The organism is Amycolatopsis sp. NPDC059021, assembly GCF_042739895.1.
Classification (GTDB): Bacteria; Actinomycetota; Actinomycetes; order Mycobacteriales; family Pseudonocardiaceae; genus Amycolatopsis.
Map to the genome: position 1 here is coordinate 14,653 of NZ_JBHYIQ010000028.1, position 12,674 is coordinate 27,326.

General features: G+C 69.0%; 10 protein-coding genes. 5 read left to right on the plus strand and 5 right to left on the minus strand.

Annotated elements, in window-relative coordinates; all coding sequences use genetic code 11:
• Nucleotides 1–66 precede the first annotated feature (66 nt).
• Nucleotides 67–1,656 carry a benzoylformate decarboxylase gene (gene mdlC / locus ACFWX1_RS18560; protein WP_378388793.1) on the plus strand — a complete coding sequence of 530 codons (1,590 nt, stop codon included), beginning with the start codon at nucleotides 67–69 and terminating at the stop codon, nucleotides 1,654–1,656.
• A gap of 190 nt (nucleotides 1,657–1,846) precedes the next feature.
• Here mdlC and ACFWX1_RS18565 read toward each other — a convergent pair whose 3' ends face one another.
• The 5 genes from ACFWX1_RS18565 to ACFWX1_RS18585 form a co-directional block, all read right to left on the minus strand.
• A complete protein-coding gene (locus ACFWX1_RS18565) occupies nucleotides 1,847–2,707 on the minus strand; it encodes an ABC transporter ATP-binding protein (RefSeq protein WP_378388795.1) in 861 nt (286 codons plus the stop codon).
• Nucleotides 2,708–2,725: 18 nt separating this feature from the next.
• A complete protein-coding gene (locus ACFWX1_RS18570) occupies nucleotides 2,726–3,547 on the minus strand; it encodes an ABC transporter permease (RefSeq protein WP_378388797.1) in 822 nt (273 codons plus the stop codon).
• Nucleotides 3,544–4,314 carry an ABC transporter permease gene (locus ACFWX1_RS18575; RefSeq protein WP_378388799.1) on the minus strand — a complete coding sequence of 257 codons (771 nt, stop codon included), beginning with the start codon at nucleotides 4,312–4,314 and terminating at the stop codon, nucleotides 3,544–3,546. The genes ACFWX1_RS18570 and ACFWX1_RS18575 overlap by 4 nt, the downstream gene beginning before the upstream one ends.
• 1 nt (nucleotide 4,315) lies before the next feature.
• Entirely contained in the window at nucleotides 4,316–5,332 is a 1,017-nt protein-coding gene (locus ACFWX1_RS18580; protein WP_378388801.1) for an ABC transporter substrate-binding protein, read from the minus strand.
• A gap of 445 nt (nucleotides 5,333–5,777) precedes the next feature.
• Complete coding sequence (locus tag ACFWX1_RS18585; RefSeq protein WP_378388803.1) at nucleotides 5,778–6,722, minus strand: ABC transporter substrate-binding protein; 945 nt, start codon at nucleotides 6,720–6,722, stop codon at nucleotides 5,778–5,780.
• A 961-nt stretch (nucleotides 6,723–7,683) separates the two neighbouring features.
• On the opposite strand from ACFWX1_RS18585, the gene ACFWX1_RS18590 reads away from it, so the two are divergent.
• The 4 genes from ACFWX1_RS18590 to ACFWX1_RS18605 are packed head-to-tail and all read left to right on the plus strand — an operon-like array spanning nucleotide 7,684 to nucleotide 12,487.
• A complete protein-coding gene (locus ACFWX1_RS18590) occupies nucleotides 7,684–10,626 on the plus strand; it encodes a nitrate- and nitrite sensing domain-containing protein (protein WP_378388805.1) in 2,943 nt (980 codons plus the stop codon).
• A 14-nt stretch (nucleotides 10,627–10,640) separates the two neighbouring features.
• On the plus strand, nucleotides 10,641–11,099 hold the full coding sequence (locus ACFWX1_RS18595; RefSeq protein WP_378388935.1) for a roadblock/LC7 domain-containing protein: 459 nt from the start codon (nucleotides 10,641–10,643) through the stop codon (nucleotides 11,097–11,099).
• A gap of 25 nt (nucleotides 11,100–11,124) precedes the next feature.
• Nucleotides 11,125–11,898 (plus strand): DUF742 domain-containing protein, encoded by a 774-nt coding sequence (locus ACFWX1_RS18600; RefSeq protein WP_378388807.1) that lies wholly within the window; start codon nucleotides 11,125–11,127, stop codon nucleotides 11,896–11,898.
• Nucleotides 11,879–12,487: an ATP/GTP-binding protein gene (locus tag ACFWX1_RS18605; protein WP_378328707.1), complete on the plus strand. Its 609-nt coding sequence runs from the start codon at nucleotides 11,879–11,881 to the stop codon at nucleotides 12,485–12,487. The genes ACFWX1_RS18600 and ACFWX1_RS18605 overlap by 20 nt, the downstream gene beginning before the upstream one ends.
• The last annotated feature ends 187 nt before the right edge of the window (nucleotides 12,488–12,674 follow it).

The following is a 12,674-nucleotide window of genomic DNA, read 5'->3' on the forward strand; positions in this document are numbered from 1 at the left end:
ACAGAGTTGCGGGCGGGGATGGTCGACCCTGTGTCGGGTGTCACTCGTACGAGTTAACGTGTCGGCATGGGAACACGTACGGTCCGCGCGGCCACCAGGGAACTGCTCCGCGAACTGGGGCTGACCACGATCTTCGGCAATCCGGGGACGACGGAGATCCCGTTCCTCACCGGCTGGCCGGACGACTTCACCTACGTCCTCGGCCTGCAGGAGGCCGGGGTCGTGGCGATGGCGGACGGGTACTCGCAGGCGTCGAGGCAGCCGGTGCTGGTCAACCTGCATTCGGCGGGCGGCGTCGGGCACGCGCTCGGGCACGTGTTCACCGCGTACCGCAACCGGACACCGTTGATCATCCTCGCGGGCCAGCAGCTGCGGTCGTTGCTGCCGGACGAGCCATACCTCGGTGCGGTCGAGGCGACGAACTTCCCCAAGCCGTACGTGAAGTGGAGCTGCGAGCCCGCGCGAGCCGAGGACGTCCCGGCCGCGATCGCGCACGCGTATCACGTCGCGACGCAGGCGCCGCAGGGGCCGGTGTTCGTCTCCGTCCCCGCGGACGACTGGGATGCCGAAACCGGCAAGCCGACTCCGCAACGTCCCCGGATACCCGGTTACGGCCCGGATCCGGACGCGATCCAGGACCTCGCGAACGCGCTCGACGCCAGTGAGCGCCCGGCGATCGTGGCGGGTGCCGCCGTCGACCACGACGGCGCGGTCCCGGACCTGGTCGCGCTGGCCGAACGGCTCGGCGCGGGGGTGTGGGTCGCGCCGATGTCGGGCCGCTGCTCGTTCCCCGAGGATCACCCGCTGTTCCTCGGTTTCCTGCAGCCCGAACGCATTCTCGCCGCGCGTACGCTGGCCGGGCACGACCTCGTGCTGGTGGCCGGCGCTCCGGCGTTCCTGTATCACGTCTACCGCGGCGAGGCGGAGGACGCGCTACCGCCGTTGTACCTGCTCAGCGACGACGAGCAGGTCCTCGCTCGCGCGGCCGAAGGGACCGGCATCCGCACGACGCTGAAGCTCGGGATTCGCGCGTTGGCGGAGCACGTCAGCGCGGGGGACCGTGTCGCGCCGAAACCGTTGGTACGTCCCGAAAAGCCCGCGATGACGACACCGATCACGGCGGAGTACGCCTACGCGACACTGTCGGAAGTGTTGCCGGGCAACGGGATCGTCGTTGAGGAGACCCCGAGTCACCGCAACATCCTGCACGACTACCTGCCGATCACGTCGACCGACACCGGGTTCCTCACCGGGACGAGCGGCACGCTCGGCTACAGCCTGCCCGCTGCCATCGGCGCCGCGATGGCACGGCCGGACCGGAAGGTCGTGGCCGTGCTGGGCGACGGCTCCAGCATGTACTGCGTCCAGGCGCTCTGGACGGCCGCGCGGCAGAACGTCCCGGTCACGTTCGTCATCCTGGACAACGCGCAGTACGCCGCCGTGCGCATTCTCGGCCAGACCGCGGACGGTGCGAAACTGCCCGGCACGGGCCTGGGCGGGATCGATTTCGCCGCGCTGGCTACCGGCATGGGCGTCCACGCCGTCACCGTCACCGAGGGCGCCGCGCTCGCGCCGGCCTTGACCGCGGCGTTCAACGACTCGCGGCCCACCCTGGTGCACGTGCACGTGGATCCGAACCCCACGGCCCTCTATTAACGCCGGGGCAGTCCCCCACCCTCCCGGGGGCACCCCTGCAACCAGCGTATCGCGATCCGGGGGCGGGGAGCGGGGGTTTGGTGAATCTGTGGATAGCCGACCCTGTTGTGGACAACCGCAGACGCGGCCCGAATAGGGAACTCGGGTGCGTGAGTGTGGAACTCGGGCACCCGAGTGGGGGACTCGCGGGTCAGGGGCGGTGGTGTGCGTTGTCGGGGGTGACGGTGTGGGAGTTGGCGAGGTCCCATTCGGCGGCGTCCGACATCGCGGTGGCGGCTTCGGGGGCGCCGCCGTGCAGCAGGCGGGCGACCTCGCCGCGCAGGCTGACGAACTCCGCCGATTCGCGGGTGGTGATCTGATCCCGTTCCGCGGGCAGGTCGACCGTCAGGTCCGCGACGATCGACGCGGGGGACTTCGACAGCACCAGGACCCGGTCGGACAGGTAGACGCTCTCGTCGATGTCGTGGGTCACGACGAGCACCGTCGAACCCTGCTCGCGCTGCACCCGCCGGGTCAGGTCCTCCAGCTCGAACCGCGTCTGCGCGTCCACCGAGGCGAACGGCTCGTCCATCAGCAGCAGCGCAGGACGTCGCGCGAGCGCCCGCGCGATCGACACCCGCTGCTGCATCCCGCCCGAAAGCTGCCACGGGTACTTCTTCCCGACCCCGGCGAGACCGACCTGCTCCAGTGCCTCCTGCGCCGCCGCACGCCGGTCGGCCTTGCTCATCGGCCGCCACCGCAAGGGAAACTCGACGTTCTTGGCCACCGAGAGCCAGGGGAACAGCGACCGGCTGTAGTCCTGGAAAACCACGGCGAGATCGTCGGGAACGCCCGAGACCCGGTCACCGTGCAGGGTGACCTCGCCGGAGGTCGGCGCGATGAGGCCCGCGACGCAGCGCAGCAGTGTCGACTTCCCGCAGCCGGACGGCCCGACGATGCTGGCCAGCTGCCCCGATTCGACCGTGAAGGACAGGTTGCTGACGGCGATGTGCGCGCCCGCGCCGCCGCCGTACTGGTGGTTGAGGCCGGAGACCTCGAGCATGGTTGACATTGACTGTCCTCAATAGACCTATGTGCGAGTGGGCTGCCAGGCGAGTACCCGGCGTTCCACCGCGAGGAACGCCGCGTTGAAGCCGTAGCCGAGCAGTCCGAGCAGGACCAGCCACGACCACATGAGCGGGAAGTCGAACGACTGCTGGGCGGTCAGCAGCGAATGCCCGATACCGAACGACGAGCCGACCAGCTCCGAGACCACCATCAGCAGCAACGAGATCGACAGGCTGACCCGCAGTCCCGCGAAGATCTTCGGTGCCGCGGCGGGCAGGACCACCGAGGCGATCCAGTAGCCCCGCGGTGTCCGCATCGACCGCGCGGTGTCCACTTTGACCTGATCGACCGACCGGACGCCGTCGACGGTGTTGAGCAGTACCGGCCAGATCGCGCCGAAGACGATCGAGCCGGTCTGCATCCCGGGTCCCAGTCCGAAAAGGATCGCGAACACCGGGATCAGCGCGGGCGGTGGCACGGAACGGAAGAACGCGAACAACGGGCCGAAGTAGTCGATCGCGGTTCGCGAGCGGCCGATGGCCGTGCCGAGCGCGATGCCGAGCAGGCCCGCGCCCGCCCAGCCGCCGAGTGTCCGGCCGAGGCTCGGGAACACGTTGTCGTACACCGCGTCCGTCAGGAACACCTGCGAGGCGGGCCCGGTGAACCACAGCTTCACCGCCGTCGTGACGATCTGGCTCGGCGGCGGGAAGAACGGACTCGGGAGCAGCCGCGTCACCAGCTCCCACAGCAGGACGAGCGCGATGAAGACCAGCCAGTTCCGGAGCAGTACCGAAACACCACGGCCGACACGGTTGCCGACCCGCCCGGACAACGTGAGACTCATGCCGTCGCCCCCCGATCCACGGTGCTCCACCGGAAAAGCCGCTTGCCGAGCTGGTCGAGTCCTTCGTTGATGAGGAAGCCGAGCACGCCGGCGACCACGGTGCCCGCCAGCACCAGGTCGAAGCGGGTGCTGCCGGTGCTGGCCTGGAGGATGAAGTTCCCGATGCCGAGTTTCGTCCCGGCGAGGAACTCGGTGCTCACGATCGCGATCAGCGCGATCGTCGCGGACAGCCGGATACCGGTGAACACGAACGGCGCGGTGTGCGGCAGCGCGACCGAGGTCAGCGACCGGACGCGGCCGGTGCCGTACGCCCTGGCCGTTTCCATCAGCACCGGGTCGATCTCGCCGAGCGCGTAGATCGTGTTGAACATGATGGGCCACAAGGAGGCGTACACGCCGAGCGTGATCTTGGACTCCGGGCCGCTGCCGATCACCAGCAGTACCAACGGGATCAGCGCGACCGCGGGGATCGGCCGGAGGAATTCGACCACCGACGCGGTGGCCGCGCGCAGTCCGGGGACACTGCCGAGCAGCAGGCCCGCCGGCACCGCGATCGCGACCGCGATCAGCAGCGCGATCGCCCACGCGAGCACGGTCGCGATGACGTCGCGGAGGAACGACACGTCGCCGAGCAGCTGCACGATGGTGGCGAGCACCTTGCTGGGCGCGGGAAGGAAGGTCTGGTCGATCAGGCCGGTCCGGCAGGCCGCTTCCCAGAGCAGGAAGAAGCCGGCCAGACCGGCGAGACCGCGGAGAAAACGTGTCACGTCAGTTGGAAACCTGCGGGGCGATCATCGGCGCGGCGTCGATCTTCGCGGGGATCGCGCCCATCTGCTGCATCAGGTCCGGGACCCGCTGCAGGCGCCGGGCGTCCAAAGTGGACACGAAGGTCGGCAGCGTGAGCAGCGCGGCGGTGTCCTGGTCGACCTTGGCGTACTTGACCGCCAGCGGCTCGATCTTCGCGCGGTCGGCCGCGTCCCTCGTCGCCTTCTGCATGGCGCGCTGGAAGGCCGCCAGCGTCTTCGGGCTGTCCGTGACGAACTTGCCGAGCGCGCCGTAGCCCGCCAGCGGGAAGTCCTGCGTCGCGCCACTCGCGGCGTCGGCGAGCGGGACGGCACCCGCCGTCTTCCCGGCCTGGGTCAGGAACGGCTCGGCGAGGTAGCCGGCGTCGATGTCGCCGTTCTTCAGCGCGGCCGCCACGTTCGCCATCCCCATCTGGACCCAGTTGACCTTGTTCGGGTCGACGCCGTGGTCCTTGAGCACCGAGCGGGTGAGCAGATCGGAGGCGGTGTTCTTGGCGGTGATCGCGACCTTCTTGCCCGCCAGGTCGGCGATGCCCTTCACCGAGGAGTTCGCCCCCGTGATGATCTCGTTGCTCTTGGGGCTGGCCGACACCGCGTCCGCGACCAGCCGGATGTCCCCGGTGTTCTTGGCTTTCGCGCTGAAGAACGGCTGGTAGCTGGAAAACGCGATGTCCGCTTCGCCGCTGATCAGCTTGGTGAGCGAGGTCTGCCCGTCCGGCACCTCGATGGGCTGGACCTCGAGCCCCTCGGCCTTGAAGTAGCCATTGTCCACGGCGAGCCGCAGCGGCGTGGTGTCGATGACCGACATGACGGAAACCTTGATGGAGGACTTCTCCAGCCCGCCCGAACTTCCCCCCGACGTCGAGCCGTCCGAGCCACCGAGCAGGCCGCAGCCGCTCACGGTGGTCGCGACGAGGGCCGCCAGCGCAAAGTGGATAGTGCGGCGCCGCAGGGGTACGCCGGTGGTGGCGGATGTGAACAAGGTCAGCTCCTTGCAGATGTCACGGTGTGGATGGGTATGTAGCGCTGCACGTTCGGCCGTTCACCTGCTCCTGCGAGCACCCCGAGGGCATCCCGAGTCGGACGTGGGTCTGTGTTCTGGTCGCTCTTGTGTACACCGTCGATCTTGTGCACACCACGGTAAGCGTTTCGTTTTTCGATCGGCTGGCAGATTCTCCGGTCGTCCTTAGCATGCCGCGTCGCGGGCGACGCGTGCTCTCCGGGTCCCCGAAAATGGACATACCCGGCGAGTTTCGGTCCGCGAGGGCGAGTACCCGCGCCGCCTCGGCGGCGTCGACATTAGACACCGCGTGGTCGGATTGTGCCGCTCTCGTGATCAAAAGCTCACCGGCCCCGGAGTGGTTCAGACCTTTCGTCGGAAAGAAACCGCTTTCTCGGATGTTCGTGGGGAGTCTTCCTGGCATGGGTCAGCCGTTCACCTGGGGGACGATCATGGCGGCGGCGTCGACCTTGGTGGTGATGGCGCCCATCTGGAGCATGAGGTCGGGGACGCGCTGCAGCCGCCGTGCGTCCAATGTGGACTGAAAGGTGAGGAGCGTGGTGCGGGCGGCGGTGTCCGGGTCGACCTTGGCGTACTTCACCATCAGGGGTTCGATCTTGGCGCGGTCGGCCGCATCGCGGGTGGCCTTGAGCATGGCGCGCTGGAAGGCGGCGACGGTCCTGGGGTTCTCGGTGGTGAACTTGCCGAGCGCGCCGTAGCCGGCGGTGGGGAAGTCCTGGGTGGACCCGGTGCCGGTGTCGGCGACGGGGACGGAGCCGACCGCCTTGGCGGACTGGGTGATGAAGGGCTCGGTGAGGAACGCGGCGTCGATGTCGCCGTTCTTCAGCGACGCGGCCACGTTGGGCAGAAGCACCGGGACCCACTTGACGGTGGAGAAGTCGACGCCGTGGTCCTTCATGACCGATTTGGTGAGAGTGTCGGACATGGTGTTGGGGGCGGTGATGCCGATCTTCTTGCCCGCGAGGTCGGGGACGCTCTTGACCTGGGAGGTGGGCAGCGCGACGACGGCGGTGCTCTTGGGCGCGGCCGAGGAGGCGTCGGCGACCAGGCGGATGTCGGCGGTGTCCTTGCTCTTGGCGGCGAAGAAGGGGGTGTAGCTGGAGTAGCTGATGTCGGCTTCGCCGCCGATGAGCTTGGTCAGGGCCACCTGCCCGGTGGGGGCTTCGGTGGCTTCGACGGTGAGCCCTTCGTTCTTGAAGTAGCCGGCGTCCTGGGCCAGGCGGAAGGGGGCGGTGTCGATGGTCGACATGATCGCGACCTTGATGACCGTCTTCTCGAGGCCACCGGGCCCGGTGGAGGAGGTGCTGTCCGAGCCGCCGAGCATGCCGCAGCCGCTCAGGGAGACCGTCATCGCCACAGTGAGCGCCGCGCCGAGCGCGGGACGTGGCCCGCGACGGCCGCTGCTGCCTGTGCCGGGTCCGAGCAAGGCATGCCCCCTGGGAGGAGTTCTCGGTGGTCGAACCAAGGTGAATGAAGAGGCGTGCCAACCCACGGGGAAGACACGCGGCCACTGTAGAGAACGTGACCGCTTGCTCACAATGGGTCTATTTCGAAGAAAACCAAAGTGGTATAGCTCACCCGTTCGGCTTCTTGCGGAGAGCTCTTGCGCCACATGCAGTAGCCGTTAACCCTGCGTATAGCGTCATGATCACATTCAGCGATGTCCGGTTCGCTGTCCGATTGTCAGGCTCGTCCTCCCCGCTTTCGGGAGGGTTACATCTTGCCCGGTCGTTCGCTACCCTCTGCACCTACGGTGATGTGCTGACCACCAATGTAGTGAGAGAGAGTGCCTGGATGGCCGATCAAGTCGATCCGCGGTGTCCACGGTGTTCTACTCGGCGGTGGGCAGTACCTTCAGCCTGGCCGAGCAGAGCCGCCGCGCTGGTGGGTTAGGCCGTCGGATCGAATGAGAACCAGTGCAGGGACCGGTAACCGATGCTCGAACTGAACCGATGCCGCTCGAGGGAGCGGGGTTCAGCCACTGCATTGTCGTCTTCTCGGCGAGAGGCAGCACCAGGAACTGGTGGGGATATCGATCTATTCCCCCATTCGGGTAGCCTCACGCGCTGGAATCCCGCGACCGGGACGGTGTTCCGGTGGCCGGGAGTGTGCGGTTAGAAGTGGTCGAAGACAACACGGGGCGCCCGGGAACTTCGGGGCGTCGGAACGAACAGGGCTTTACCGGCCCGGACGACAATGGTGGTGCGGCGGTGCCGAACGTAGACACCGCGGGGGTAGGAGGGACCCCTGCGCAGACTCACGGGGCGGATCCGGAAGCGAATCCGTCCCGGCGAACCGGGATCTTCACCGGTATGCGCAACTGGCGGCTGCGCTCGAAGCTCGCCGCCATCCTCATCATCCCCACCCTGACCGCACTGGTGCTCGGCGCGCTGCGGGTCGTCGACGACGCCAAGCAGGCGAGCCAGTTCCAGCGCACCGCCGATCAGGTCGCCTTCGCCGTCAAGATCACCACGGTGGTGCACGAACTGCAGAGCGAACGCGCGCTCGCGGTCACCCGCCTGGCATCCGGCGACGCGCTCCGCCAGACCGGCCTCGACGCGCAGGTCTCCCGGGTCGACCGCGTCGTCGACGACCTGCGGACCTCGGCCAGCTCGCTGAACACCGACGACCAGGACACCAGCGACCGGTACTCGCGGGGGCTCCAGCGGCTCGACGCGCTGCGCCCGCTGCGCGCGGCGATCAGCACATCCTCCTTCTCCGATCTGATGGTGTTCAACACCTACACCTCGATCCTCGACTCGCTGATCCAGCTGGGCCGCGAGGTCACCACCGCGGTCACCGACCGCGACGTGCTCCGGCTCGGTTCGAGCACGCAGGCGGTCAGTGAGGCCAAGGAGTTCATCTCGCGCGCCGACGCCGCCCTCGAGGTCGCGGCGTTCCGCAACGCCTTCCCCGGCGACCTGCTGGACCAGACCCGCGCCGCCGCGGCGTCCGGTGACGCCGCCATCGCGTCGTTCCTCGCGAACTCCACCGAAGACCAGCGGCAGCTCTACTCCGACACCGTCTCCGGCCCCGAGGTCGACGACCGGCGCCGGATCCAGACCGCCGCGTTCGCCTTCGCCCAGCAGGGCCAGGCGCCGAACATCGACGGCGCGCTGCTCGACAAGGACAGCCGCGTCGCCGCCGAGAAGCTCCGCGCGGTGGAGAGCAACCTGCTCGCCCAGCTGCGGACCCGCGCCGACGACCTGGCCAGCCAGGCGATCACCTCGGCCTGGGTCAACAGCGCGATCGTGCTCGCCGCGCTCATCGCGGCGCTGGTGCTGATGCTGCTGGTCGCGCGGCTGATGCTGCGCCCGCTGCGGATCCTGCGGAAGAACGCGCTCGACGTCGCCTACACCCGGCTGCCCGCCACCGTGCAGGCGATCCTCGACGATCCCGACCCGATCAACGCCTCGAAGAAGGCCGTCGATCCGGTGCCGGTCACTTCGCGCGACGAGATCGGCGAGGTGGCGCGCTCCTTCGACGTCGTCCACGAGCAGGCCGTCAAGATGGCCGCCGAACAGGCGCTGCTGCGGGAGAACGTCAACGGCATCTTCGTGAACCTCTCCCGGCGTTCGCAGCGGCTGGTGGAACGCCAGCTCGGCGTGATCGACCGGCTCGAGGCCGACGAGCAGGACCCGGACCACTTGGCCAGCCTGTTCGAGCTCGACCACCTCGCGACCCGGCTGCGCCGCAACGGTGAGTCGCTGCTGGTGCTTTCCGGTGCCGGGCTGGCGAAGTCGGTGCCCAAGCCGGTGCCAGCCGCCGACGTCATCGGCGCCGCGGTGTCGGAGATCGAGCAGTACGCCCGCATCGAGGTCGGCATCGTGCCCGACGTCGCGGTGCAGGGGCTGGCGATCCACGACCTCGTGCACGTGCTCGCCGAGCTGCTGGACAACGCGACCTACTTCTCCGAGCCGGAGACGAAGGTCATCGTGCGGGCCGTGGTCACCCGGAAGAAGGCGCTCGCCATCCAGGTCACCGACCACGGCGTCGGGATGGCCGAGGACCGGCTCGCCGAGATCAACCAGCGCCTGGCCGACCCGCCGGACCTGGACGTCTCGGTGACCCGCCGGATGGGCCTGTACGTGGTCGCGCGGCTGGCGCAGCGCCACGGCATCGAGGTCCGGCTGCGCGAGAACGAGGACATCGAGGGCGGCGTGATCGCCCGCGTCGTGGTGCCCGCCGAACTGCTCACGCAGATCCGGCAGGCCCCGCCGCGGCACACCCCGCCGCCCGCCAACCGGTCCGAGACGTCGTTGCCGGGCATTCCGCCGGTCGAACGGCCCACCGAGATCACCCCGCCCCCGCCGTCGAGGTCCGCGACGCCGCAGGCCCCACCGGCCTCGGCCCCGGAACCCGCGGCGACGCCGAGTGGTGGCCTCGTGCCGCTGGACCAGCCGATCAGCCTCGACGACCTCGTCGCGGGGAACAGCGCGGCCGGGCCGTTCACGAACGCGGCGGGCCCGTTCACGAACGCGGCGGGTCCGTTCACGAGTTCCGGGCCGTCGGCGGAGGAGACTCCGGCGTGGCCCACCGCGGACGATCTCGCCGGGCCCGCGAACGGCGAAGGCGCGAGCATGGCCGAGACGCGGTTCTCGCCGCTGGTTTTGCCGAAGCGCGAGCCGACCTACGTCGCGCCGGAGGAGCGGAAGCCCGCCGACAATCTGCCCGAGACCGACGACGCCGCCGCCCTCGAAGACGATGTACCCACCCGGCGGCTGCCCATCTATCAGTCGGTGCTGTCACGCTGGTTCAGTGAGAGCGACGAGAACGGGGCCGCCGACGAACTCGGCGCCTCGTCCGGAGCCGACGCTCCCGAACCCGCGGCCGACCCGGTTGCCGTACAGGAAGAACCGAGCCCGAGCGAGGAGGAGCCGAGCCAGGCGAGCGAACCGCTCCTGCCGCCGGCCGACGGGTGGCACAGCGCGTCCGACGAAGGCTGGAACGCGGCACAGTCGCTGCTCGAATCGAAGGGCGAGGAGATCACCCCGGCCGGGCTGCCCAAGCGCATCCCGAACGCCTATCTCGTCCCCGGGTCGATCGAGCCCGCCGCGCCGGCCGAACCGGCGGTTTCGCTGGCCGACACGACCGTCGGCCTGCCGGGGGCGGGCGCGATCACCCGCTCGGCGACAGCGGCGCGGAGCAGGATGGCAAGCTTCCAACGTGGATACACATCGGGTAGGCACGCATTGAAGGATCGGGCGAGTGGCGTGCCGGGTTCGGCCGAGGACAGCAGTGAGGAGTCAAGGTGACACGGGCGGGTGCGATGCAGCCGGGTGGCGGTTCGGCACAGCCGAGCGGTCAGACGGGCAAGGCGGGCAGTGCCGGCAGTTTCGCCTGGCTGATCACGGATTTCGTGCACCGGGTGCCGGGGGCGGCCCATGCCGTCGTGGTGTCCGCGGACGGTCTGCTGCTGGCGGCCTCGCGGGGACTGCCGAAGGACAGGGCCGACCAGCTCGCGGCCGTCGCCTCGGGGCTGACCAGCCTCGCGCGCGGCGCGGCGAAGGTGTTCGAGGGCGGGGCCGTCGCGCAGACGGTCGTCGAGATGGCGAACGGCTTCCTGTTCCTCATGTCGGTGTCGGATGGTTCCTGCCTGGCGGTGCTGGGTTCACCGGAGAGCGACATCGGTCTGGTCGTCTACGAAATGACGCTGCTCGTCGAGCGGGTCGGACAGCAGCTGACACCGGAGATGCGAGCGCAACTGCAGGGCGCGGCGAGGCGCTGACGGCCGGGGAACCGAGGAGAATGTCGTGGATGACGGACGCTTGAGGGGCGATGGCCGGCTCGGTGACGACTTCTCGGGCAACTGGGCGGAGCGCGGCGGTGAGGAAAGCCGGGAGGACTGGAAGTCGTTCCGGGAGCGGGTCGACCGCGAATGGCGGGCGCGGCGCAGCGGCGGGGCCGGCGAGTCCGAGCTGGCCGCCGAGGAACCGCTCCGGCCGTCTGACAACTACGCGGCGAACGATCCCGACCTGCACGTGCCGGGAAGTCGCGAGCGGCTGTTCGGCGGTCCGAGTTCCGAGCTGTTCGGCGGCGTGAGCGGGCCGCTGTACACCACCGGGGAACTGGCGGCGTACAGCGCGAGCCGGGACATGTCGCAGGGCCCGAATTCCGAGGAACTGGCCGCCGCGCTGCCGCAGCAGGCACAGAACGAGTACGTCGACGAGCAGTACGAGGAAACCCAGTCCTCCGGCCTTGTCCGGCCGTATTTCCGGACCAGGGGCCGGACCCGGCCGACGTACGACCTGGCCATCGAAGCACTGGTCTCGACCAGTGAACACGGGCGCCTGCTCGACCGCGTGCGCGTGCCCGAACACCGGTCGATCTGCGACCTGTGCCTCGACACCCGCTCGGTCGCGGAGGTGGCGGCGCTGCTGCGGCTGCCACTCGGCGTCGTCCGGGTCCTGATTGGTGACGTGGCGGGTCTAGGCCTGGTGCTGGTGCACACCAGCGGCGCGGCCGTCGGCGACCGCCCGAGTATCGAGTTCATGGAAAGGGTGCTCAGTGGGCTTCGGAGAATTTGACTCCGACGCGAATGCGCCGCAGGTGACCGGTCCGACGTCGTCGGCCAAGATCGTGGTGGCCGGCGGATTCGGTTCGGGGAAGACGACACTGGTCGGGGCGATCTCGGAGATCGACCCGTTGACCACCGAGGCCATGATGACCGAGGCGAGCGTCGGGCACGACGACGTCACGGCCACCCCGAACAAGACGACCACGACGGTCGCCATGGACTTCGGCCGGATCTCGCTGGACTCGGACCTGGTGCTGTACGTGTTCGGCACGCCGGGCCAGCACCGGTTCTGGTTCATGTGGGACGACCTCGCGGTGGGCGCCATCGGGGCGGTCGTGCTGGTGGACACGCGGCGGCTCGCCGACGCGTTCCCCTCGATCGACTTCTTCGAGAACCGGAAGCTGCCGTACGTGGTCGCGATCAACTGCTTCGACCGCTTGCTGCATCACCAGATCGAGGACGTCCGGCACGCGCTCACCATCGCGCCGTCGGTGCCGATCATGGCCTGTGACGCACGGGAGCGGGAATCGGCCAAGCAGGTGTTGATCTCGGTCGTGCAGCACGCGATCGCACACGATACGGCGCTGCGGGCGGGATAAGGGCGGAAATGGGAGAGGCGGATGCGGCCGTTGGGGTGAACTCGGCGTGCTTCACCCGCTTCGGGGAGTGGTGCCGCCGACCGGACGATGGAAAGTGCCTTTCCCTTCGGTACGGTCGGGGCCGGAACTGCCCGATCAGGCGATCGGTAACGCGGTTGACCTGCACGGACAGGCCGTCGCGGCACGG